General features: G+C 40.1%; 12 protein-coding genes and 1 riboswitch. Of the genes, 5 read left to right on the plus strand and 7 right to left on the minus strand.

All coding sequences use genetic code 11. The annotated features are described in order from the left end of the window. Position 1: 1 nt before the first annotated feature. The 3 genes from H9Q20_RS03085 to H9Q20_RS03095 all read left to right on the plus strand — a co-directional run bounded on the left by H9Q20_RS03085 (position 2) and on the right by H9Q20_RS03095 (position 5,019). Positions 2-3,190, plus strand: coding sequence for an efflux RND transporter permease subunit (locus H9Q20_RS03085; RefSeq protein WP_124640884.1), 3,189 nt, complete (start codon positions 2-4; stop codon positions 3,188-3,190). Beyond that, a complete protein-coding gene (locus H9Q20_RS03090) occupies positions 3,171-4,619 on the plus strand; it encodes a TolC family protein (RefSeq protein ID WP_124640882.1) in 1,449 nt (482 codons plus the stop codon). The genes H9Q20_RS03085 and H9Q20_RS03090 overlap by 20 nt, the downstream gene beginning before the upstream one ends. A 109-nt stretch (positions 4,620-4,728) precedes the next feature. Further along, entirely contained in the window at positions 4,729-5,019 is a 291-nt protein-coding gene (locus H9Q20_RS03095) for a DUF4298 domain-containing protein (RefSeq protein WP_124640880.1), read from the plus strand. Positions 5,020-5,100: 81 nt separating this feature from the next. Here H9Q20_RS03095 and H9Q20_RS03100 read toward each other — a convergent pair whose 3' ends face one another. The 5 genes from H9Q20_RS03100 to dnaE form a co-directional block, all read right to left on the minus strand. Further along, entirely contained in the window at positions 5,101-5,724 is a 624-nt protein-coding gene (locus H9Q20_RS03100) for a TMEM175 family protein (RefSeq protein ID WP_241154737.1), read from the minus strand. A 140-nt stretch (positions 5,725-5,864) separates the two neighbouring features. Continuing rightward, entirely contained in the window at positions 5,865-8,261 is a 2,397-nt protein-coding gene (locus tag H9Q20_RS03105; protein WP_187478277.1) for a GEVED domain-containing protein, read from the minus strand. A 306-nt stretch (positions 8,262-8,567) separates the two neighbouring features. Beyond that, positions 8,568-11,921, minus strand: coding sequence for a GEVED domain-containing protein (locus H9Q20_RS03110; protein ID WP_187478278.1), 3,354 nt, complete (start codon positions 11,919-11,921; stop codon positions 8,568-8,570). Positions 11,922-12,166: 245 nt separating this feature from the next. Further along, positions 12,167-15,799 carry a fibronectin type III domain-containing protein gene (locus H9Q20_RS03115; RefSeq protein ID WP_124640878.1) on the minus strand — a complete coding sequence of 1,211 codons (3,633 nt, stop codon included), beginning with the start codon at positions 15,797-15,799 and terminating at the stop codon, positions 12,167-12,169. 236 nt (positions 15,800-16,035) lie between these two features. Continuing rightward, a complete protein-coding gene (dnaE, locus tag H9Q20_RS03120) occupies positions 16,036-20,670 on the minus strand; it encodes a DNA polymerase III subunit alpha (protein WP_187478279.1) in 4,635 nt (1,544 codons plus the stop codon). A 262-nt stretch (positions 20,671-20,932) separates the two neighbouring features. Here dnaE and H9Q20_RS03125 point away from each other — a divergent pair, with 262 nt between their 5' ends. Then, the gene (locus tag H9Q20_RS03125; protein WP_187478280.1) at positions 20,933-23,005 is read left to right on the plus strand and encodes a thiamine pyrophosphate-dependent enzyme; all 2,073 of its coding nucleotides are present in this window, start codon (positions 20,933-20,935) and stop codon (positions 23,003-23,005) included. 85 nt (positions 23,006-23,090) lie between these two features. Next, entirely contained in the window at positions 23,091-23,513 is a 423-nt protein-coding gene (locus H9Q20_RS03130) for a hypothetical protein (protein WP_187478281.1), read from the plus strand. Positions 23,514-23,582: 69 nt separating this feature from the next. Here the strand turns inward: H9Q20_RS03130 and H9Q20_RS03135 are convergent, their stop codons facing one another. Both H9Q20_RS03135 and pnuC read right to left on the minus strand, forming a co-directional pair. Next, positions 23,583-24,596: a hypothetical protein gene (locus H9Q20_RS03135; protein ID WP_187478282.1), complete on the minus strand. Its 1,014-nt coding sequence runs from the start codon at positions 24,594-24,596 to the stop codon at positions 23,583-23,585. Next, positions 24,589-25,179: a nicotinamide riboside transporter PnuC gene (gene pnuC / locus H9Q20_RS03140; protein WP_187478283.1), complete on the minus strand. Its 591-nt coding sequence runs from the start codon at positions 25,177-25,179 to the stop codon at positions 24,589-24,591. Before pnuC ends, H9Q20_RS03135 begins: the two co-directional genes overlap by 8 nt. Positions 25,180-25,200: 21 nt before the next feature. Next, positions 25,201-25,309: riboswitch (TPP riboswitch) on the minus strand. Positions 25,310-25,351 lie beyond the last annotated feature (42 nt).

Here is a 25,351-nt window from a genome sequence, read left to right on the forward strand (position 1 = left end):
CATGTTTAAAAAATTCATTCGTAGACCCGTTCTGTCTATTGTAATATCTCTGATTATCGTGTTTATGGGAATTTTATCTTTGGTAAAACTTCCGGTAACGCAATTTCCGAGCATCTCGCCACCCAAAGTGAACATCAACGCCTCTTATCCTGGTGCCAATAACGAATTGCTGATAAAATCAGTCGTTATCCCTTTGGAAAGAGCCATCAACGGTGTTCCGGGGATGAAATACATGGCTTCAGATGCCGGTAACGACGGTGAAGCGACCATCTCTGTAGTTTTTGACTTGGGCACAGATCCCAATGTGGCAGCAGTCAATGTTCAGAATCATATTTCTTCCGCCATCAACAAACTCCCACCGCTTGTGGTGAGAGAAGGGGTGAAAATTACCCGTGAAGAATCCAACATGCTGATGTACATCAATGTGTACAGCGACGATCCAAAAGCCAATCAAAAATTCCTCTTCAATTATGCCGACATGAACATCTTGTCTGAGCTGAAAAGAACCAAAGGTGTGGGAGATGTGGACATTATCGGTACCCGGGAATTTGCCATGCGCATTTGGCTGAAACCCGATCGATTGACCGCCTACGGAATTTCTGCCGATGAGGTGATGGAAGCCCTGCAAGCGCAAAGCATCGAGGCTTCTCCCGGAAGAATTGGTGAAAGTTCTGGTAAAAGACCTCAAGCTTTTGAATATGTTTTGAAATATCCAGGCCGATTCAATACAGAAGCAGAATACGGAAACATCATCTTAAAATCCAACAGCAGTGGGCAATTCATTCACCTGAAAGATGTTGCCGATATTGATTTTGGATCTGCAGCCTACGATATTTATTCCACTTTGGATGGCAAACCTTCTGCAGCCATCACCCTAAAACAATCCTATGGGTCTAATGCCAGTGAAGTCATTAAAAATGTAAAAACTTTGATGAAAACTCTGGAAAAAGATATGCCCAAAGGCATGCATTATAAAATTTCGTATGATGTTTCGCACTTTTTAGATGCTTCCATAGAAAAAGTAGTCCATACCTTGTTCGAAGCTTTTATTTTGGTGGCCATTGTGGTGTTTTTATTTTTGGGCGATTGGCGATCCACCCTTATCCCAACGCTTGCCGTTCCGGTTTCGTTGATCGGTGCATTTGCCGTAATGTCGGCCTTCGGAATCACCCTCAACCTCATCTCGCTTTTCGCTTTGGTAATGGCGATTGGTATTGTGGTGGACGATGCCATTGTGGTGATAGAAGCCGTACACGCCAAGATGGAAGAAAAAGGATTATCACCACTAAAGGCTACTGAAGAAGCCATGCACGAAATTAGCGGAGCCATTATCGCTATTACTTTCGTAATGGCCTCGGTGTTTATTCCGGTTGCATTTATGAGCGGTCCGGTTGGTATTTTTTACCGTCAGTTTTCCATCACCATGGTTTCCTCCATCATCCTATCGGGTTTGGTAGCACTTACATTAACACCGGCTTTGTGTGCCATGATTCTGAAAAACCACCACGGAAAATCTCCTAAAAAAACGCCAATCAATCGTTTCTTGGACCAATTCAATTCCGTTTTCACCAAGGGTGCCGATCGTTATAAAAATTTACTCACCAAAACGGTTACTCGTAAAATGGTAACCCTGCCCCTTTTATTGGCTTTCTGTATCGGAACTTTTTTCTTGGCAAATAAAATACCGACCGGTTTTATCCCGGCAGAAGACCAAGGAATGATCTATGCCATTGTACAAACACCTCCCGGATCAACTTTGGAGAGAACCAATCAAGTGGCTTTAAGGCTTCAGAAAATTGCTCAGAAAATCGACGGTGTACAATCGGTTTCCTCTCTGGCGGGTTTTGAAATCTTGAATGAAGGAACGGGATCCAATTCGGGAACTTGCCTCATCAACCTAAAAAATTGGAAGGATAGAAAGAAATCGTCCATAGAAATCATTGAAGAATTGGAAGAAAAATGCAAGGACATCAGTGGTGGAAGCATTGAGTTTTTCCAACCTCCATCCATTCCGGGATACGGCGCAGCAGGTGGTTTCGAACTTCGATTGCTGGACAAAGCCGGAAGTGGCGACTATCATAAAATGGAAAAAATATCCAACGATTTTGTAAAAGAACTCAGAAAAAGACCAGAAATAGGTTCTGTGTTCACCTTTTATTCGGCATCTTTTCCGCAATACATGCTTAAAGTGGATAACGAATTGGCCGAACAGAAAGGGGTTTCCATAGATAAAGCCATGTCCAACCTCTCTACTTTGGTAGGATCCGATTACGAAACCAGTTTTATCCGTTTCGACAGACCTTACAAAGTCATTGTGCAAGCCGGTCCACAGTACAGAGCGTTGCCAAGCGACTTGATGAAGCTGTATGTTAAAAACAACAAGGACGAAATGGTTCCTTACTCCGCATTTATGAAGATGGAAAAAGTCTATGGACTGTCGGAAATCACCAGATACAACATGTACAATTCTTCTGAAGTTACCGGAAATCCTGCACCGGGTTACAGTTCTGGCGATGCCATAAAAGCTATACAAGAAGTGGCGGACCAAACGCTTCCAAGAGGTTTCGGTATCGATTGGGCGGGGATTTCTAAAGACGAGGTGAGCCGTGGTAACGAAGCGGTTTACATCTTTTTAGTTTGTCTTGGTTTTGTGTACCTCATTCTTTCGGCACAATATGAAAGTTTTATTTTGCCCTTGCCCGTAATTCTCTCTTTGCCTACCGGAATTTTTGGAGCTTTTATTTTCCTACAATTTTTTGGTTTGGAAAACAATATTTATGCTCAGGTTGCCATGGTGATGCTCATCGGTTTGGTAGGAAAAAATGCGGTGTTGATTGTAGAATATGCCGTGCAACGAAAGGCCGAAGAAAACATCTCTGTGGTACAAGCCGCTATTGATGGGGCACACCTAAGATTTAGACCTATTCTGATGACTTCTTTTGCATTTATTGCCGGATTAATTCCTTTGGCACTGGCAACAGGACCTGGAGCAATTGGGAACAGAACCATTGGCTCGGCAGCAGCTGGAGGAATGCTTTTCGGAACCGTTTTCGGATTGCTCATCATCCCGGGATTGTACTACATTTTCGGAACCCTTTCCGAAAGAACCAAACTGGCTAGATATGAAGAAGAAAATCCATTAACAGAACAAACTGAACCTTACCAACACGATGAAAAATTTAACGATTAACAAATTAGTGGTGCTGCTCGCAGTATCGGCGGCAGTAACGGGTTGTAAAGCACCAATGGCAACTCTGGTAAATTCTGAAATTAAAAAAAACATTCCAGAAAATTACAACCAACAAGATCCCGGTTTAGACCAAAAAAACAGTGGAACTACACCTTGGCGCGTGTTTTTTACAGATCCAAACTTGGTAAGTCTGATCGAAATTTCCCTGAAAAACAATCAGGAACTCATGATCACCTTGCAACAAATTGAAATTGCAAAATCTGGGGTTTTGGCAAAAAAAGGAAAATTGAGTCCTTCGGTTTCGGCAGGAGGCGGCATCGGACTGAAAAAAGCAGGAAGATACACCAGTGAAGGCGCCGGAGATGCAAGTACCGAGATTGAACACGGAAAGGAAATGCCCGATCCTTTGGCGAATTTTGATTTGGGAATATCCGCCAATTGGGAAGTGGATATTTGGAAAAAATTAAGAACAGAAAAAGAAGCCGCCGTTGCTCATTACCTTTCGACCGTGGAAGGAAAAAACTTTGTTCTCTCTAATTTGATTGAAGAAGTGGCCAATTCATACTACGAACTTTTGGCCTTAGACAATCAGTTGGAAATCATCCAGCAGTACATCCAGTTACAGCAAAAGGCATTGGAAATTTCGAAAATCCAAAAACAAGCTGCCGCCACAACAGAACTGGCGGTGAAAAAATTCGAAGCCGAATTGTCCAAAGCTAAAGCAAGAGAATTTTTAATAAAACAACAAATTACAGAAAAGGAAAATCAGATCAATGCATTGTGCGGGCGTTATCCGCAACCAATTCTGAGGGCTAAAGAAAATTTCATGTCCACTATTCCACAAACTATTTTTAGCGGAATACCTTCTCAACTTTTGTCCAACAGACCGGACATAAAACAAGCCGAACTGGAATTAAAGGCTGCAAAACTGGATGTAGAAGCGGCCAGAAAGGAGTTTTATCCCTCTTTGGAAATTTCGGCGGCTCTTGGTTTAGAAGCTTTTAAGCCATCTTATTTGGTGAAAATGCCAGAATCTCTGGCGTACGGTTTGGCTGGAGATTTGGCCGGCCCTCTCATCAACAAATCAGCCATAAAAGCCAATTTTAACACTGCCGATGCACGACAAATACAGGCTTTGTACGAGTACGACAAGACCGTTCTGAAAGCCTATTTGGATGTTGCTAACCTGATGTCGAAAATAAAAAACATCGACCATTATTATCAGTTAAAATCTGAGGAAACGAAAGCTTTGGAACAGTCGATTGGGATTGCTAACCAATTGTTCAAAAACTCCAGAGCCGATTATCTTGAAGTATTGCTGAACCAAAGAGATGCCTTGGATGCAAAAATGGAATTGGTGGAAGCCAAGCAACAGCAACTGAGTACCGTTGTCGACATCTACAAAAATCTTGGTGGCGGTTGGCAATAAGAAACCGTCAATGGGAATTTTATTTTGTTGAAAGATTGTGGTAAATTTGGATTTTCTATCTTTCAAATCGAAGCAAACAAGCCGAAGGATGATATAAAAACAATGAAGAATGCCAGAAAATACAAATCTAGAAACCATAAAAAAATTAGACCAATTGCTTTTTGAATTTGACAAAAACATTCAAGAAATTAAGGCTTTTGAACTGAAATTAAAATCGACCCAGAACATGGGAAATGAACTGTCCAATTATCTTCAATCTGAAGATTGGATACGCGATTATGAGAATTTTGGGCATTTGGACTTTCACATTTTAGGCGAAGACGGACTTTATAATGCACTTGAAGATTTTGAGAATTTGAAGAAGGAAATCTTACAGTTCATTGCAAACAATTTGAAGTAATTTTTTTGCATCAAATACATGAAATATCCAAGGGGAAAAACTCCTTGGATATTGTTTTATAAAACGGAAAAGTATTACGATTTATTTTAATTTGGAACTGAGCCCGAAAGCGTAGTTGATCTGAATGAGAATGATAAATCCTATACTCAACAATGGAGAAATAAAACAAAGTAAAGCTCCCAAAGCATACAGAGATTGGGCAACAACGATTCTTTTCCTGAGAGGTTCATCTACCAAATTTTTGGTTTCTTCGTTTACAAAATCTTTTTTCACCGCATAGATCCAATTGGTGTAGAGCATTGCTCCCAGCATAAAAATATTGATCCAATAGATAAAAACAGGAAATTTGTACGAGGTATAATCTCCCAAAAATGCTGTTGTAAATGGCAACATGGACACAAAGAGCAAGAAGAGCAGATTAATCCAATTCAGGTTTCTGTCGCTTTTTTCGATGTGTTTGTATTGTGATGCATGACCTACCCAAAAAATTCCTGTGGTCATGAAGGCTAAAAGATAAACCAAAAATTTTTCCTTCAGCTCCATAAAGGCAGAAATTAAGTCTTGTTCAGAATGTATGGATTCCATCACCGGAACGCGGATTTCTAAGACCAATAAAGTTAAGGCGACACCAAAAACGCCATCGCTAATGGCAATAATCCTTCCGGTGTCTTGGCCGGCAATTTTGTTGTAATGCACATTCATCATCTTATCGTTTTGTACAAATATAAATATTCCTAAAGAATTTTTTAAATAAAGGGTTCAACTTTAAATTTAATAACATCAACAAAGCAAAAAAAAGAGAGGCAATCTTTTCAGTTGCCTCTCAAATAAATATCAATTAAAGATTATTTCTTCATTGCTTTCACGGTTTTTGTAGATCCGTCTTTGTATTGTAATGTTACCATGTACATTCCGGTTTTCAGATCTCCTAAATGCAATTCAGCACTTGGTTTCGCAATTGTTTTCACCAATCTACCAGAAGCATCGGTGATGCTAACAGATATAACCTCTCTTATATGAGAAATATGAAGTACATCAACAAAAGGATTTGGATATACTTTCACCTGATCGTTAGCAGAAATTTCAGAAGTTCCCTGAGTTCCTGTAACTACAAGAGTAAAATCGACATAATTCCCATCTGATTCAGGTCCACAAGCAGACATTTCACCAGCCCAAGACACCCCGGTTCTCAATCTATAATTTCCAGGTGTTAGTCCAGCAGGAATGGTGAACGAAGCATTTCCAACCGATTCATAAGACACATTCGGGTCTGTAACATAGACTTTTTCTGTAGCTTCATCAAAAGCCATATCGTTGTTCCAGTCGATCCAAGCATTGTAGCTGTAGGTATCGGTAGTATCGTCGGCACTCAGTACCAAATTGATGGTACTGCCTGCTGCTGCAGTGACGGATGTAGCATATTGGTTATCGTAACCAATGAAAGAGGCATTGGTATAGTTCAAATTGGTTGTTCCTCCTGTTGTTGTAACCGACCCCATAAAATAAGGAGTTGAACTTGCTGAAGGTACGCAATATCCTGTATAGAATGACGCTGGACCTTCCCAAGAACTTTTCTCGGAACCACAGTTGGATCTTACCCAAACGAAATAATTAGACTCTGGAGTCAGACCGGTTAAGTTGGCCGTTGTCGTGGTTATATTTTGCTGATTTGGGGTTGTTGTAGCAGTTGGAGGCGTATTGCTTGTTGAATAATACACTTCGTAACCGTTGGTTGGTACAGTAGCCGGATCAATCCAAGAAACACCAGCCGTATTAAAGGTATGATCTGTTATTGATACAGCTGAAGGCTCTAAACAGCTTCCTGCCACTTCGATAGAAATATCGTCGATAGACATGTAATAAGGAGCATCGCCAACATATCCTTTAAAACCAATATAATAAGTCCCTGTTGCCGGTGGCATAAAGCTTCCAGATACTTTTTGATAATCCCCGTTGGTTATAGGAGTTGTCGCAGAAATATTGTTAAGCATGGCTGCAGCAGAAGCATTAATTCCATATGCGATGGTCATGTTCGCATCCGTAGTGACATTTGAATCTTGTCTTGCATATACAGAAGCTTTATAAGTTACCCCAGCGGTTAATTGTACAGGTACAAACAACCATCTTTCATCAGAAAATCTTAAAAAGGCATTCCAATTTCCGGTTTTTGGAGTTCTGTTATAATCGGTAAAAGTATTGTTTGCTCTCCATACTTGGTTACCTGAAACCGTTTCTTGAGACATGCAACCTACAACTTCGGTATTGTCTGTATAGCCATTTTCAAATCCTTCAAAATAAGGAATGGTAAATGGAGAACATACCGTCATAAAAGATCTTTCAGTACAATTATTTGAAGATATCGTTGCATTAGCGGCATTTACCGTATAATAATAAGTGGTTGAGTTCAGCAAAGGCGTTGTGAAAGTATAAGAATTTACATTACCTACATTCACTCCTGCCATCACATCGCTACCGCCTGGAGTTGTACCTACGGTTAATGTGTAAGATGTTGCATCTGTAACCGCATCCCAAGATATGGTTGGAGTTAGGGATTGTCCATTGGCTGCATCTGTCGGTGCAGTAACTGTAGGACAGAAAGTCGTAGTCGTTATGCTTCCACCGTCGAACCAAAGACTTTTATCGGATGATGAACAAGCCGATCTTACCCAAACAAAATATTGTGTAGAAGGTTGCAAACCAGTAATGTTAACCATTGTACCGTTTAGTCCCGTTAAATTTGGTGTTGTACTGGCATCTGCTGGAGTGTTGGATGTGGTATAATATACTTCATATCCGTTTGTCGGTATTGTTGATGAAGGAGTCCACTCCATATCAAACGAAGTTGTTGAAGCATTGGATGTGGTAACAGCCGTTGGACTAAGACAGCTAGGAGCAGCCGTAACTACCAATTTATAGTCATGTGCTTCTCCGTATCCATTAACATTACAAGCTACTGGATTGTTGTTGAAACGATCCACCACTCTTAAACGATAAGTCCCTGGAACAGTAGCACCCGGAATAATAAGAGTTCCGTTGGTGGTATTACCTACCGATGCTGCGGTAGAAATTTTTTCTGTAGCATCATCAAAAGTACCATCGTTGTTCAAGTCGGCCCACATTCCTATTTTCTGGCTGCTGTATCCATGTGTAATTTGATATGCAATAGGCACACCCGCTTGAAGCGTTATGGTTTCGGTATTGTAAAAATCTCCATAAGAATTTGTTGAACAACCGGTATCCAAATGAGAATACGAAACCGAAGGAATGGTAAAGGAGCTGATCTGATCTCCTTGATCGCAGCCATCTGTAAATGCCGGAGTACAGTACGATTATGCATTAAGTTGGTAAGCGGAAAGCACCAAAGCCGCAAAGTAATATATCTTCTTCATATCAAACGATTATTTGAATTTCTCAGCAAACATAGTTATTTTTCTTAACAAAAACATATTATTTTAATCATAAAATAAAGAAAAAGACAATATCAGAAACAAAGAAAAAAAAGAGAGGCAACCTTTTGGGTTGCCTCTCAAGTAGTTATCAATTAAAGATTATTTCTTCATTGCTTTCACTGTTTTCACAGATCCGTCTTTGTAATGTAAAGTTACCATATACAATCCGGTTTTCAAATCTCCTAATTGCAATTCAGCAGTTGGTTTAGCAATTGTTTTCACCAATCTACCAGAAGCATCTACAATAGAAATGGATCTCACCTCTCTCACATCAGAAATATGAAGAACATCAACAAATGGATTAGGATAGATTTTCACACTGTCTTTAGCTGCTACTTCAGTCGTTGCTAAAGCCCCAACAGACAAAGTAAAGTCTACATAATTACCATACGCCGCAGGTCCACAAGGGGTAAGTGTACCAATATAGGACTCTGCCATTCTTACTCTATAATTACCCGGAGTCTGAGCTGCCGGAATATTAATAGTACCCGTTGCAGATGTTGCATAAGATGTTGTTGCCAAAACTGATTCTCCCGGTCCATCAAACTTCATATCGTTGTTCCAATCTACCCAAATATAATAATACGCATCCGCAGATGAAGGTAACAAATTAACAGTTATTGCAGCACCTTGTACTCCACTAAAAGTAGTTGCTGTTTGATTATCATACGCCTGATACGAAGATGCCGTATAAGCCAAGTTAGTCACACCTCCTGTAGTAGAAACATTTCCTAAGTAATACAACTGAGAAGAAGCTCCTCCTGTAGGTCCACAATAGCCTGTTCTTACTTCTATAGGACCAGACCAAGTACTTTTATCAGATGCTGTACAGCTGGATCTTACCCAAACGAAATACGAAGTATCCATAGTCAAACCTGTCATATTATAAGTAGTTGCAGTTACAGAAGCTGTTGGCGTTGTAGTTGCAGTTGGCGCCGTATTGGTCGTTGACGAATACACATCGTACCCTAATCCAGGAGCTGGAGTTGGAGCTGTCCAATTTACCGTTCCTGAGGTGTTGGTAACATTGGCGATTGATAATCCAGTTGGAGCTACACAAGTAGGAATCATTAAATTGATATTATCAACAGCTGCTGGAGGGTTGGTACCACCCGAACCATCATTCCACCATTCAAACAATAGACGAACCGTCTGACCAGCGAATGCAGATAGATCCACATTTGCATTTACATAATTTTGCCAAGAACTTTGTTGGTTAAATACTCCTCCAATCTGGGTAATACCCGTAGTTGTATTTATTTTTGTCCCTGGTGTTGGGTTAAATGAAGTTGGAACCAAGAACACTCTTAAGTAATCGTAAGAAGCAGATTCTCCTTGAGCTTTCCAATCAAATGAAAGTGTTGATAAAGTTGTACCGGCCGGCACAGCTATATCTCTGTATGCATGTACTGCAGTTGTAGAAGCTGTGTCGTAAGCATTGGTAGTACCGCCGTCATTGGTTACATACAATGAACCTGCCGGGTTACCCTCTGCCGTACCTACAAACCACTGATTGGTTTGTGTACCGTTGATTAACGCCATATCATTCGTACCACTAAAATCTTGAGTATACGGTAACGATGCAGGAATCTGTCCCGTCATAAATGAAGGTAAAGCCTCCCAAACACTTTGAGCTGCACCACAATTGGATCTTACCCAAACATAATACACGGTATTCGGTGTCAAAGCAGATAAATTGGTTGTAGTTGCAGTCCCGTTCCATATCGGTGTAGTAGTCGCTGTTGGATCTACATCTGAAGTTGAATAATACACATCATAAGATGCAGGTGCTGGTCCAGCCGGCGCATTCCAAGAAAGTGTCGCAGTTGTCCCTGTTACATTGGAAGCAGCTATCGCTGAAGGCTCTAGACAACCGGCAGCTTCTTCAATAGAAATATCGTCCATAGATAAATACCAAGGTGAAGAGCTTAAGTATCCTTTGATACCCACAACATAAACACCGGTAGTTGGAACCGTAAAGTTACCCGATACTTTTTGGTAATCTCCATTGACAATATTAACAGCTGGTGCAACAACATTGGTCATTGCAGCAGCGTTTGATGAAGTACCATAAGAAATAGACACATTACCATTTGTTGCTACCGAACCGTCTTGTCTTGCATATACTTTAGCAGAATAAGTGGTACCTGCAGTTAACTGCACAGGGATAAACAACCAATCCTCATTACCGTATTGTAAGAACGCATTCCAAGAACCTGTTCTAGGTGTTCTATTGTAAGTAGTATATGTATTATTTGCTCTCCAAACCCCTGCTCCAGTAACTGAAGCTTGAGCTAAACAACCGGTTACTGGATTGTCATGAGAGTATCCACTTTCAAAACCTTCGAAATAAGGGATTGTGTACGGATCGCACATGGTTGTGAAATTTCTTTCCGTACAAGAGTTAGAATAAACAGTTCCATTATCCGCGTTGATTGTATAATAGTAAGTGGTATTGGTTGTAAGTGGTGTAGCAAATGTATAAGAAGTCACATTTCCTAAATCTATCCCTGCCAAAACATCACTAGCACCTGGAGTTGACCCTACTGTTATGTTATAATTGGTAGCACCGGTCACAGCAGTCCAAGAAATTGTTGGTGTCAAAGATTGACCATTCGCTGCATTAGCCGGGGAAGTTACTGCCGGACAGAATGTTAAAGTCGTTACAGAATTACCCATAACCCAAGGACTTTGCTCGGAAGTACAATTTGATCTTAACCAGAAATAATACTGTGTGGACGGTTGCAATCCTGTTACCACTGTAGAAGTCCCTGTAAGTCCAGTTGCCAATGGTGTTGTAGCCGCATCTGGAGACGGAGTGCTTGATGTTGAATAATACAAATCATAACCTCCTGTCGGCACTGTAGTTGGAGCCGTCCACGCCAAATTAACAGTCGTTGCAGTAGCTCCTGAAGTTAATATCGCTGAAGGCGTTAAACAAGATGGAGCAGCCGTAACTACCACTTTATAATCGTGTGCTTCTCCATACGCAAATGATGTATTATCACATGGGACAGGATCTTGAGAATACCTGTCTCCCACTCGCATTCTGTAAGTTCCTGGAGTTACATTTCCCGGGATTAGAATATTCCCATTGGTTGTGTTTCCTGATGAAGCTGCTGAACTTACCGTTTCCGTAGCATCGTTTGCAAAAATTCCGTCGTTGTTAAAATCGATCCAGATTTTCACTTTCTGACTCCCGTAATCGTGGGTTACCTGGTAAGCAGTAGAAACACCTGCTTGGATCGTAATGGTTTCTGTTGCATAATAGTCTCCATAATTACCTGCAGAACATCCCGTACTCAAATGCTGATAGGAAGCACTAGGCACTGAAAAGGAGTCTATCATATCTCCATCACTACAACCCTCATCATAAGTGGGTGTACAATAAGTTTGAGCATTGAGCTGGTAAGCCGTCAGCACCAATGCTGCTAAATAATAAAATCTCTTCATGTTTTATATTTTTTTAACATAATTTGGCTAAGTTATAAAAAAAAATGATAAAACTCATGTTTAATTAATTTTATTTGTCAACATTTTAAAAAGACACATAAAGTACATTGTTAACACTAATAAAAAATATATTTTATTAAACATTCAATTAATTAAAGTCACAAAGTCAATAAAATTCAAAAAAAAAAAAAAAGGTTGCCCAATTCTGGACAACCTTATTTAAAAATAAACAAATTATTTTTTGATTATTTCTTCATTGCTTTCATCGTTTTTACCGAACCGTCTTTATAATGAAGAGTCACCAAATACATTCCGGTTTTCAGATCTCCTAAATGCAATTCAGTAGTTGGTTTAGCAATTGTTTTCACTAATCTACCAGAAGCATCAGTGATGGTTACAGATCGAACATCTTTAACATCTGAAACATTCAACACATCAACAAATGGATTAGGATAGATTTTCACATTATCTTTAGTTGCTACTTCAGCCGTTGCCAAAGCTCCAACTGACAATGTAAAGTCCACATAATTACCATACGCAGCAGGTCCGCACGGAGTAACAGCACCAATATAAGATTGAGCCATTCTTACTCTATAATCACCTGCAGCCTGTCCCGCAGGAATATTTATGGTCGCTGTAGCCGAAGTCGTATAAGAAGTAGTCGCTAAAACAACTTCACCCGCACCATCGAATTTAAAATCATTATTCCAATCCACCCAAACATAATAGTATGCATCCGAAGAAGAAGGCAATATATTCACCGTAATAGCAGTACCAGGAGTTCCGCTAAATGTTGTTGCTACTTGGTTATCATACGCCTGATACGAAGACGCAGTATAAGCCAAGTTAGTCACACCACCTGTAGTAGAAACATTTCCTAAGTAATACAATTGGGAAGAAGATCCACCTGTTGGAGGACAGTATCCTGTTGTTACCATTAACGGTCCAGCCCAAGAACTAGACTCCGTAGTAGAACAAAGAGATTTTACCCAAACATAGTATTGCGTATCCGATGTCAAACCTGTAAGTGCAGCTGTAGTTGTTGCAGAAGTTTGAGACGCAACCGTTGTAGCATCTGGCACCACACTGCTTGCCGTATAATACACCGCATATCCGTTTGCAGGAGCCGTACCAACCGGTGCCGTCCATGAAATATTTGCAGAAGTAGCCGTTGCAGAAACCGTAGCTAACGCCGTTGGCTCAATACAAGAAGAAGCCTCTTCAATAGAAATATCATCTAAAGAAACATACCAAGGAGTACCATTCATATACCCTTTGATACCCACTACATAAGTACCGGTAGTTGGTACCGTGAAGTTTCCGGAAATTTTTTGGTAATCTCCATTAACAATACCTGTAGGCGCAGCTACAACATTAGTCATTGCAGATGCAGATGCAGAAGTCCCATAACTAATTCCAACATTGGAGTTGGATGCAGTTGCACCATCTTGTCTTGCGTACACTTTTGCAGTATAAGTTATCCCTGCCGTTAACTGAATCGGGATAAACAACCAATCTTCGTTACCGTATATCAAGAACGCATTCCAAGAACCCGTTCTAGGAGTTCTATTGTAATCTGTAAAAGTATTATTCGCCTTCCACACACCAGTACCCGTCTGTGACGCTTGAGATAAACATCCCGCTACAGGAGAATCGTGTGTATAACCGTTTTCAAAACCTTCGTTATACGGAACTGTATACGGCAAACACATCGTTCTGAACATTCTTTCAGTACATGAGTTAGAATACACCGTTCCATTATCCGCATTAATAGTATAATAATATGGAGTATCATTCAACAACGGTGTTGCAAATGTATAAGAGGTTACATTCCCCAAATCTACTCCCGCCACAACATCACTAGCACCAGGCGTTGACCCAACAGTAATATTATAGTTTGTAGCTCCATTAACCGCATCCCAAGTAATCGTTGGAGTTGTAGAAACCCCAGTTGCGTTGTTTGCTGGTGCAGTAACATTAGGACAGAAAGTTAATGTTGTAACTTTTCCACCATAGAACCAAGTACTCTTTTCAGTTGCAGAACAATTGGATCTTACCCAAGAATAATACTCTGTTAACGGTTGCAAGTTAGAAACATTTGTCGTCAAACCGGTTAAACCAGTTAGCGTTGGAGCCGTACTCGCATCCGGCGGAGTGTTAGAAGTTGAATAATACACATCGTATCCGCCAGCCGGAGCTGTTGGAGGAGCCGTCCAAGTCAATGTATAAGAAGTTGCAGTTGGAGCCGAAGAAGTCACACCATTAGGCTCAATACAAGCAGCAGCAACATCAATAGAAATATCATCTAAAGAAATATACCAAGGAGATCCGTTCATATACCCCTTAATCCCCACAACATAAGTTCCGGTTGTTGCAGGAGTAAAGCTTCCTGAAACCTGTTGATAATCTCCATTAATAATACCCGTAGGCGCAGCTACAACATTAGTCATTGCCGCAGCAGATGCAGAAGTCCCGTAACTAATTCCAACATTGGAGTTGGTTGCTGTCGCACCATCTTGTCTCGCAAACAATTTCACCGTATAAGATGTACCTGCAGTTAACTGAACAGGAATAAACATCCAACGATCACTACTGTATTTCAAGAAAGCATTCCAAGAACCCGTTCTAGGAGCTCTATTATAATCCGTTAAAGTATTATTTGCAGTCCACACATTGGTTGATGTCCCGGTAGCATTCGCCTGAGACAAACATCCCGCAACAGCAGTGTTGTGCGTATAACCGTTTTCAAAACCTTCAAAATAAGGGATTGCAAATGGATCACACATGGTGGTAAAATCCCTTTCCGTACAAGATGAGGAAGAAGAAGCACCAGCAATCGCATTGATTGTGTAATAATACTTAGTATTAGTACTTAAAGGAGTTGCAAAAGTATATGAAGTTACATTCCCCACATCCACACCTGCAACTACATCACTAGCTCCAGCCGAAGAACCAACAGTTACTGTATAGCTCGTAGCTCCAGCAACAGCTCCCCAAGAAATAGTAGGTGTTAAGGATTGCCCAAATGCACCAGCAGTTGGTGCAGAAACAGCAGGACAAGGCACCGTTGCCGTTGTCGTAAACGAAGTCTCTGTACAACCTGTAGCTAAACCGAAATTATTTTTAGGAAGAACATTAACATAATACTGAGTATTATATAACAATCCTGGAGTTACGGAATAACTGGTCACATTCCCAACATCTACCCCATTCATCACATCGGTTCCACCAGGAGTGGTCCCCATATTCACAACATAACTGGTTGCTCCAGGCGCAACATTCCAAGAAAGAGTAGCTCCTGAAGCTACACCCGTTGCCCCAGCTGTTGGAGCCGTAATCGTTGTACACGCTGGCGCAGTCGTCGCAGTTTGATTTAATTTTACATCATCAACAACCAACCAATAGTCACCAGAAATAAACTGATTAGAAATTCTAAATTTGAAGTTTGCCGCAGCCGGAATTGTTCCCGCAGGAATATTCCCTGTAAAAGTAGTACAAGAAGTTACCGATGACAATGCCACATCTGCACCTAATTGCGCATAAGTTGTACCTCCATCTATGGAGTATTCAACTTTTAATGTTCCTCCAACTCCAGAACCCGAACTGTATTCTAAAGTTTTGTACTGGAAAGAAACCGCCAAATCTCCTCCGTTAGAAACATTAGAGGTATACACCAAATTCCCAGCGTTTCCTCCATAAAAGTTTCTGCTTAAACCTGCAGTCCCCGCGCAAAATCTTGGCGAAGTGGTCGTCCTTGAAAATCCTGAATACGCCCACCCCGTAGGTGTTGTTGTGGACTCAAAACTTTCATTAACTGTAATTTGCGCTGAAGCACCGATTCCCAATGCCGCAAAACACGATAATAAAACTCTCTTCATATCTATTATTTAAAAATGATAAGTGGCAAATATAACAATAATCCACAACCAAACACAAAGCTTCAAACAGAATTTAATAATTTTTAAATAAAATTCATGAAAACAACGCAAATAAACACTTAAAAACAATTGCAATGTCACAAATTCAAGCTTCTGAAAGATATTCAATTTAACATAATAAAAAAGAGAAAGACATACACTTTCTCTTACTTTCGATAACAATCTGTAAACAATTCTTAATTTAGATAGAATTGATATTTCTGTTCTTGAGCTATCAGACCCAACATATCTCCATCCAGCTTCAAAGCACATTTTAAAGAGATCAATTCCATACAGGACTCGTCTTCTGGATTTCTAATACTAAAGGACAGTTTCTGAGCTCCCTCTTCGTTCATAAAATTGTTTTTTATAAACTCGATATCCTCTCGTCTTATGTCGTTGACATCCATTACCAAGGTCATGCTTTTTACAAATTGGTTGAAAACATCCTTCAATTCCGACACATCGACCACATTGATAAAAACCCTTCCATCGGATAAAACAGCATATTTTATTTTGAAAATCAAAAATCGCTGCAGATCGATCTTATCCCTTAGCTTCATATAATCCCGATCGCCCAAACGGAAAGAGCAACTACCGGTGTAATCTTCCAAAGTAACAAAAGCTACTTTTTCGCCGCTCATCTTACCGTCTCTTACCACATATTCCGTCACCAAACCGGCTACTGTATATTCAGCACCTCGATCTTTCATGGCCTGTTTTTCTTTCCATGACAATTTGGGATCGTTAAAAAGTTCTACCTGTTTTGTTAAAATCGATGAATTTTTGAACGCTTCCACCTCGTCCAAATCTAAGAAATTAAAACTTCCTTTTGGTTCGGCTTTTTTTGATACTTCTTCAACCTCAAGATTTTCTTCCATTTCAAAATCATCAGAAATTATCTCCGTTAATTGATCGTCAGAATCCTGAGTTTCAACCGGAAGAATCACTTCTTCATTATTAACATTTTCACTTTTCTGCTCTTCCAAAATGGCTTTTTTACTCAGCAATCCTTTAATAAATTGGAATTGATACTTGAACTCGTCCAAAGGATGTGCAGATAGATAGAAGCCAATAATTTCCCTTTCCTTATTCAGTTTGAACATATTTTGCCATTCCGGAGCAGGATTAATTTTGGGTTGTTCAATCTTAACCTCATCGGCAAAATCGGCAAATAGAGAGTTTTCCATTTCGTTTTTAGAATCTTGGTAACTCGATCCGTACTTCAACAATCTCTCAATGGTTATTCTACCACTGATGTCGGGTTCAAAATATTGAGCGCGGTTGTACTGATCGGTTTCGTCGAAAGCACCGGCAATAACCAAACTTTCCACCACTCTTTTATTGATTTGCGAAGAAGGTACTCTTTCGAAAAAATCAAAAATATTTTTAAATCGTTCTTGCTTTCGTGTTTCCACAATGGCTTCACTCGGTCCCTCACCAATTCCTTTTATCGCGCCCAAACCAAAACGAATCTGACCTTTATCATTCACCGAAAATTCGTATTGACTTTCATTAACATCAGGACCCAAAACATCCACACCCATAGATTGACAATCCTCCATGAACAAGGTGATTTGTTTGGTATTGTTGATGTTGTTGGACATCACACTCGCCATGTATTCTGCCGGGTAGTTGGCCTTGAGGTACGCAGTATGATACGCAATCAGCGCATAACAAGTTGAGTGCGACTTATTGAACGCATATTCTGCAAAGGCCTCCCAGTCTTTCCATATTTTATTGAGTTTTTCTTCGTCCAGGTTATTTTTTCTTCCTCCTTCCAAAAACAACGGGAACATTTTATCCAAAACATCTTTTTGTTTTTTACCCATTGCTTTTCTTAAGGTATCCGCTTGGCCTTTGGTGAAATTTGCCAACTTTTGAGAGAGCAACATTACCTGCTCTTGGTACACGGTAATCCCATAGGTTTCTTTCAGATATTCTTCATTTTCAGGCAAATCGTACACAATTTCTTCCAAACCGTGTTTTCTGTTGATAAAGTTCGGAATGTACTTGATCGGACCCGGTCTGTACAATGCATTCATCGCGATAAGGTCGGCAAAAACTGTAGGTTTCAGTTCTCGCATGTATTTTTGCATACCGGCACTTTCGTATTGGAAAATCCCAATGGTCCTTCCCTCTTTGAAAAGTTGATAGGTTTTAGCATCGTCCAAAGGAATTTCGTCCGGATTGATATCGACACCGTGTCGGTCTTTCACCAATTTTATCGCATGCTTGATGATGGTTAAAGTCCTAAGTCCCAAGAAATCCATCTTTAGAAGTCCGGCACTTTCTGCGACGGAGTTATCAAACTGCGACACCAAAATATCAGCATCTTTTGCAGCAATGGTTATCGGAACCAAATTAGAAATATCTTCCGGAGTAATAATCACACCACAAGCATGGATCCCGGTATTTCGGATGCAACCTTCCATTTTTTGTGCCGATGCCAAAACTTCGTGCCTTGCATCTGATTGATCCTCAAGAATGGCTTTCATTTCGTCCACCAAGACCTTATCTTCATCTGCCAATTTATCGTATTTGGATAGTGCTTTGGCAATGTTCATCCCTGGAGTTGCAGGAATTAATTTGGCTATATTATTGGTTTCCGGAATGGAAACATCCAACACCCTTCCCGCATCTTTTATCGCCGACTTTCCTCCCAAAACCGAGTAAGTAATGATCTGCGCTACATTCATCTTACCGTATTTTTCGACCACCCATTTGATGATTTTATCCCTTCCTTCATCGTCAAAATCGATATCGATATCCGGCATGGAAACCCTTTCAGGATTCAAGAATCTCTCAAAAAGGAGGTCGTACTTAATAGGATCTACATTGGTAATCCCGATGCAATAGGCTACAGCCGAACCTGCAGCCGAACCCCTTCCAGGGCCTACCCAAACCCCCATATTTCGGGCTTCGTTACAAAAATCCTGAACAATTAGGAAATATCCCGGATATCCGGTATTGGCAATTACCGACAATTCAAAATCCAATCGTTCGGAAATTTCTGGGCTTATCTCATCGTATTTTGCTCGAGCTCCCTCGTAGGTCAAGTGCCTTAGAAAGGCATTTTCGCCCCGCTTACCACCGTCTTCTAAATCCTGAGCATCTTGAAATTCTTCTGGAATATCAAAAGCCGGAAGCAGGACATCTCTTTTTAATTTGTACGGTTCAAATTTTTCTAAAAATTCAGAATACGCCTCAAAAGCCTCAGGATATTGATGAAAACTTTGCCTTAACTCTTCTGCTGACTTTATAAAATAATCCTGAGTAGCCAAGCCTCGCCTTCTTCCAAAACCTTTGCCTATCTCTGTCGAAAGCTTCTCTCCGTCTTTAATGCAAGAAACAATATCCTGGATGTTGGCATCCGATTTATGGGTATAAAAAGTTTCGTTTTGCGCCAAAACCTTCACCCCATATTTTTCCGCCCATTTCAATAAAATACCGTTGACATATTCCTCTTCGGGAAGTTGATGATTTTGAATCTGAACATAGAAATCCGAACCGAATGTTTCTTTCCACCACAAGAAGAGCTCTTCACCTTTTTGTTCTCCGTACTCTAAAATGGTTGCCGGTATATCTCCAGCAATCCCCGAGGTTACGGCAATTACATTTTCTTTGTATTGAGCCACCATCGCTCTGGAAATTCTCGGAACACCGAAATAAAAACCATGAAGAAACCCTAAGCTGGAAAGTTTTGTTAAATTTTTATATCCTGAAAAATTCTTAGCCAAAAGCACCATCTGAGTTCTTCGATCGGGGTCATCTTTGGTAAATTGCTTCTGCTCCGGTCGATCAGAAAGGTAAAACTCTGAACCCAAAACCGGTATTAATGTTTTTTTCTGTAAGATTAATTCATCCTCAGGGGATTTATTCTCTTTTGCTTCTGCTTCTTCTTTTTTCTTTTTAAGATCGCCGTTGTATTTTTCAACTTCAGAAACAAATTTAAAAGCCCCCATCATATTCCCCAAATCTACCAAACCTACAGCCGGGAAATTTTGATCAGCAGCTGTTTTCACCAAACTGGAAAGACTGGTGGTTGCTTGTAACGACGAAAAAATGGAATGGTTATGAAAATGAAAATAACTTCCCAAATCGATGTCCGAACCCAAACCAACACCTTGTTTGGATTTACTTTTTTTAGAATCCGCGACTTGTCTTCGGATCACAATATCAAAAGGAGCAATCGGCTCGATGTATTTCAACTGGAACCGTTCCAGCACCTCAGGAGTGGTTTTCAGATTTTCAGCAGGGATCACTCCAATCCGCATCATTTCAAAGAAAACCTGGGCTGTAGCATTAACATCGGCTGCGGCATTGTGGGCTTCATCAAATTTTTCGCCATAAAGTTTTTGATAAAGTTCTTCCAATTTCGGACTCTTAAACCTTCCCATTCTTCCTCCTGGAAGTTGACAGAAATCCGTTCCTAAATGCATGGTATCGGCAGACGGAAGTTGCTCTAAAACATTCTCTAAATTCTTCCTAAAAAATTCAGCTCCAACGATGTTATAATCGAATTCTATGTTATGTCCAGCACCAATTCTGGATCTCTTGACCACTTCGGCAAATTCTTGCAAGACTTCGGTAAGATCACGACCTTGCTCGTGAGCCATTTGGGTAGAAATACCGTGAATTTTAGTGACATTAAAGGGAATATCGTAGCCTTCAGGCTTTATGATATAATCCTGATTTTCAATAAGATTACCTTCATCATCGTGCAGTTGCCAAGCAATCTGAACCATTCTTGGCCAATTGTCCGAATCTGAGAGTGGTGCATTGAAATTTTTTGGCAACCCGGTGGTTTCAGTATCAAAAATCAGGTACATAATTCTAGAATTTTGGTAAAAATAATTGAAAAGAAACGAATAAAAAAGTGGTTTAATCAAAAACTTTTATCAGCAAAAAATTAGTCTTTCTTTTAACAAAACCAAACTTACTTAAGATCAGTCTTTAACTCAATTGTAAAAACCATACAAAAACCTCTTAATTTGAAAAAATTAACATAAAAAACGCAACATAAATCATATATTATTAAAATTATCAAAATAGATTTCATCCCTAACTATAAAATATATACTTTTGCTTTCTATGGAAAAAGTACAAGAAAAAATAAAACAGGACACTTTACTTCAAGCCTACCAGCACATGATGCTTGCCAAAGCCATGGCAGATATTTATGAAGAAAATAGATCCATAACCAAATATGTTCACTCAACTTCTAGAGGTCACGAAGCCATACAATTGGCCACCGCATACCATCTTTGTCCGGAAGATTGGGTCTCTCCATACTACCGAGACGAAAGCTTGCTTTTAGGAATTGGTTTTGAGCCGTACCGTTTGATGTTACAACTTTTAGCAAAAGCCAACGATCCTTTTTCGGGAGGGAGATCGTACTATTCCCATCCATCCAGCCGAGAAGAAGACAAACCGAAAATCATCCATCAAAGTTCTGCAACCGGAATGCAAGCCATTCCGACTACAGGAGTTGCACAAGGCTTGAAATACATTCAAGAATTTAACTTACAAAATTTTGACAAAAACCCTGTTGTGGTTTGCAGTTTGGGAGACAATTCTGTCACAGAAGGTGAAGTAGCAGAAGCTTTTCAGTTTGCAGCACTGCACCAATTACCGATTATTTTCTTGGTACAAGATAACGATTGGGGAATTTCGGTAACCAAAGAGGAAGCCCGAACCAGCGATGCCTACGACTACGCAGCAGGTTTTGTAGGTCTAAACAGAATGCGTGTGGACGGAACCAATTTTGTGGAAAGTTACCTCGCCATGCAAGAAGCCATAAACTTTGTGAGAAACGAAAGAAAACCCATGTTGGTTTGTGCTAAAACCGTTTTGATCGGCCACCACACTTCTGGAGTGAGAAGAGAATTTTACCGAGACGATGCCGATCTGGAAAAACACAGAGCTCAAGATCCCGGGAAAAAACTATATGCTTATTTGCTGGACAATGGAACCGATGAAAACCACCTAAAACAAATAGAAAAAAAGGCAAGATTAGAGGCGGAACAAGCTTTTGAAAAAGCCTGCAATGCCGAAGATCCCAAAGCGGAAAGCGTTGAAGATTTTGTTTTTGCTCCAACCCCCATCACCGAGGAAGTAGGGGAAAGATGCCCGGCTGAAAATACAGAAAAAATCGTGATGGTGGATGCCGCCATCCATGCCATACAAGAATTGATGTGGAAACACCCAGAAGCCCTGCTTTACGGTCAAGATGTGGGTGCCAGAATTGGAGGCGTATTCCGTGAAACAGTAACTTTGGGAGGTAAATTTGGTGAGAAAAGAGTGTTCAACACCGCCATACAAGAAGCCTACATCATTGGATCTACCGTCGGGATGTCTGCCGTTGGACTAAAACCCATTGTTGAAGTTCAGTTTGCCGATTACATTTACCCCGGAATCAACCAACTGATTACAGAAATTTCTAAATCGTCCTATCTAAGTGGTGGAAAATTCCCAGTGAGCAACATCATCCGTGTACCGATTGGAGCTTACGGAGGTGGTGGCCCATACCACAGTGGAAGTGTAGAAAGCATCTTGGCGAACATCAAGGGAATAAAAATCGCTTATCCCAGCAATGCTGCCGATTTCAAAGGCTTGTTAAAAGCAGCTTATTACGACCCAAATCCGGTAATTATGCTCGAGCACAAAGGATTGTACTGGAGTAAAGTTCCGGGAACCGAAGACGCAAAAACCATAGAGCCTGCAGAAGATTACATCTTACCATTTGGAAAAGCCAATACCGTAATCGCAGCCGATGATGGTGAAATAAACAAAGGCAGAACAATGGTTGTTGTCACCTACGGAATGGGCGTCTATTGGGCCAAAGAAGCAGCGAAACAATTCCAAGGAAGAGTGGAAGTCATTGACCTAAGAACCTTGATACCTCTGGATGAATCCCTGGTTTTTGAAAGAGTAAAAGTACACGGAAAATGCCTGGTGCTAACGGAAGAGCAAATTCAAAATTCTTTTGCTGAAGCCTTTGCCCATCGTATTTCTAACCATTGTTTCAAATATTTGGATGCTCCGGTAGAAGCCATGGGATCTTTGAACCTCCCTGCTGTACCTATTAATTTGATTTTGGAAAAAGAAATGTTGCCCAATGCAGAAAAATTAGCCTTGAAAATCAGAAAAATACTCAACGACTAATAGAACTTTTAAAATATCAAACAAAAGCTAAATTAATTTCAAAAAAAATAGTATTTTTACCCCGATTTAACAAGAAACTTTAAACATGAAAAAAATATCCTCAATTAAAAAAATCTGGACTTTAGCTCTAACCGTTTTATTTTCGCTTTCCATTTTCGGAATGTTGCAATCTTGCGGTACAGACGGTGTTGAAGTTCTGCCCAATCCTACTCCGGCCGAGCATACCGTTCAGTTCAAACTAACAGCGACCAATGCAACCGTCGGAAATGCAGTTGCCATGATAGGATCGGCAACCACCGAATACGCTTCTCTGAGTGGAAACACTTGGGAAAGTCCCGAGCTAAAAGTTGCACACTCAGAAGGTTCAGTAGCAATCTCGGCATACGGAAATGGTTTTGGACCTACTTCGGTATTGAAAGCTGAAATTTTTGTTGATGGAAAATTAGTAAAATACGGCACTGCAAGCGGACAAGACTTAAATGCCATTGCTTTTTACTCATTCAAATAGACCAAATCTTTTTTTTAATATCCTGAACTGCTTCAAGAAATTGGAGCAGTTTTTTTTATAAATACCACTCTACTCTTTCCAATCTTTCCTAAAATTCGCATGTTGAGTGGCCGTAAAAAAATCATTGAATATTTGATGAATAGGCTCATCATCATGCGTTGCTTTGGTGCCTAACTGAAAATAAATTTCCAACAATTCATGGCTTAATTTAGAAACCGACTCTTCTCCAAATTGATGAATTTCCGTTTGTTTTTCAGAAAGATCCAAACTTTCAGACCTTAATAATTCTTCGATTTCCAAAGCAAAATTTTCTGTTTTGACTTCTGTTTCTTTGATGAATTTAATGAAATTTGAAAAATCCAACCGAGGTCGGATAATCTTAGCTTCTTCCACAAAATGTTCGGCCATACCCAAATAATTGACCAAAAGGGTGAGATCGGCAAATATCCTGAACGGAATTTTATCCAATACCGAATGGGTAAAAAATTCATTATACACAAAGCTGAAATCCTCTTCTACATCCACATTTTCTACCGAAAAAGAATAAGTTCCGGTTGCTTTCATCCCCATCGATTTCCAATTTGGGATGATTGTAACTTTCGTTTTGGGAATAACAAAAGATTTAAACTGCTCGTTTCCGTTCTCATCCATAATTGCGTTTCCATCCTTCATCAACATTGCATTGAGCGTAAAATGAGTGAGATGAGGAGCTCCTGTAGCAAAATGCCAAGTTCCGTTGATCTGGTATTTGCCTTCTTTAATTTTGGCGGTACCACCCAACATTCCACTGCCTCCAAAACAAGCTTTAGAATCGGTAAATATTTGCTGAGCGATTTGAGGTTTTAGGTTTCTGGAAAAATAATTGGCTCCAGAACAGAGCGTAACCATCCAACCCAAGCTGCCATCAATTTTGGCTACGGTTTTCAATACCTTCAAACCTTCATGGAAACGGCATCCCAAACCTTGATATTCTTTGGGAATCCAAATTCTTAACCATTGTTGTTTATGAACGATATTCATAATATCATCCGGGATTAAATTCACTCCAAATAATTTCTCTTGAATTTCTTGAATTTTAAGCATACTGAGGTTTTAAAAGAAGTTTTTTCCAATGAAGATAACCCGCAACACCGGCACAAAATAAGAAAATGAAAAACAAACCGTAGAGGTACAAATCTTTATGAAACATCAGCGGAATAGAAATAATATTGCTCACATTGAGTAAAATCCAGTTTTCAATTTTTCGTTTGGCCATCAACCACATTCCGGACCAAGCAAAGGCGGAAACCAGAGAATCCCAGATTGGGACATCGCTGTTGGTGAAATGGGTGAGGAAATAATAAAAAATCCCGAAACTGAGAACGACAATTCCCACCGCCTTCATTTTTTCCGAATGATTGGTTTGGGAAATGGCGACTTCGTTTTTTTCTTTCCCGAATTTCCAGAAAAGCCAGCCGTAAATGCTCATCACCAAATAGTAAATATTCAGCGAAAATTCGGCATACAACTTGGCTCTGAACATCACCAACATGGACAATACAATCCCGGCAATCCCAAAAAGATAATTGTGAACATTGTTTTTCCTGGCCAAAAGCACTTGGAAAATAGAAAGAATAACGCCCAACCATTCGAAGATGGTGGTTTTTAGAAAAATATCCTGCATCATAACATTTTTTAAATTGTATGATGAGATGATGGCAACAATCCCTACGCCGGCATTATCCGGATCAGGTGCAGAACTGGAGAGTTCTTGGGTATCATCTCAGCCAACTCTATTGGCACCCCATTGATGCGGCAAATTTGAGAAAAATTCTGGAATTAGAAAAACGAATACTCAC

Source organism: Amniculibacterium sp. G2-70 (genome assembly GCF_014353055.1).
GTDB lineage: Bacteria > Bacteroidota > Bacteroidia > Flavobacteriales > Weeksellaceae > Amniculibacterium > Amniculibacterium aquaticum.

Excerpts from the sequence above, each read along its gene's own strand:
- H9Q20_RS03085 (WP_124640884.1), top strand. The coding sequence starts at position 2 with ATGTTTAAAAAATTCATTCGTAGACCCGTTCTGTCTATTGTAATATCT.
- H9Q20_RS03090 (WP_124640882.1), top strand. The coding sequence starts at position 3,171 with ATGAAAAATTTAACGATTAACAAATTAGTGGTGCTGCTCGCAGTATCG.
- H9Q20_RS03095 (WP_124640880.1), top strand. The coding sequence starts at position 4,729 with ATGCCAGAAAATACAAATCTAGAAACCATAAAAAAATTAGACCAATTG.
- H9Q20_RS03100 (WP_241154737.1), bottom strand. The coding sequence starts at position 5,724 with ATGATGAATGTGCATTACAACAAAATTGCCGGCCAAGACACCGGAAGG.
- H9Q20_RS03110 (WP_187478278.1), bottom strand. The coding sequence starts at position 11,921 with ATGAAGAGATTTTATTATTTAGCAGCATTGGTGCTGACGGCTTACCAG.
- H9Q20_RS03115 (WP_124640878.1), bottom strand. The coding sequence starts at position 15,799 with ATGAAGAGAGTTTTATTATCGTGTTTTGCGGCATTGGGAATCGGTGCT.
- dnaE (WP_187478279.1), bottom strand. The coding sequence starts at position 20,670 with ATGTACCTGATTTTTGATACTGAAACCACCGGGTTGCCAAAAAATTTC.
- H9Q20_RS03125 (WP_187478280.1), top strand. The coding sequence starts at position 20,933 with ATGGAAAAAGTACAAGAAAAAATAAAACAGGACACTTTACTTCAAGCC.
- H9Q20_RS03130 (WP_187478281.1), top strand. The coding sequence starts at position 23,091 with ATGAAAAAAATATCCTCAATTAAAAAAATCTGGACTTTAGCTCTAACC.
- H9Q20_RS03135 (WP_187478282.1), bottom strand. The coding sequence starts at position 24,596 with ATGCTTAAAATTCAAGAAATTCAAGAGAAATTATTTGGAGTGAATTTA.
- pnuC (WP_187478283.1), bottom strand. The coding sequence starts at position 25,179 with ATGATGCAGGATATTTTTCTAAAAACCACCATCTTCGAATGGTTGGGC.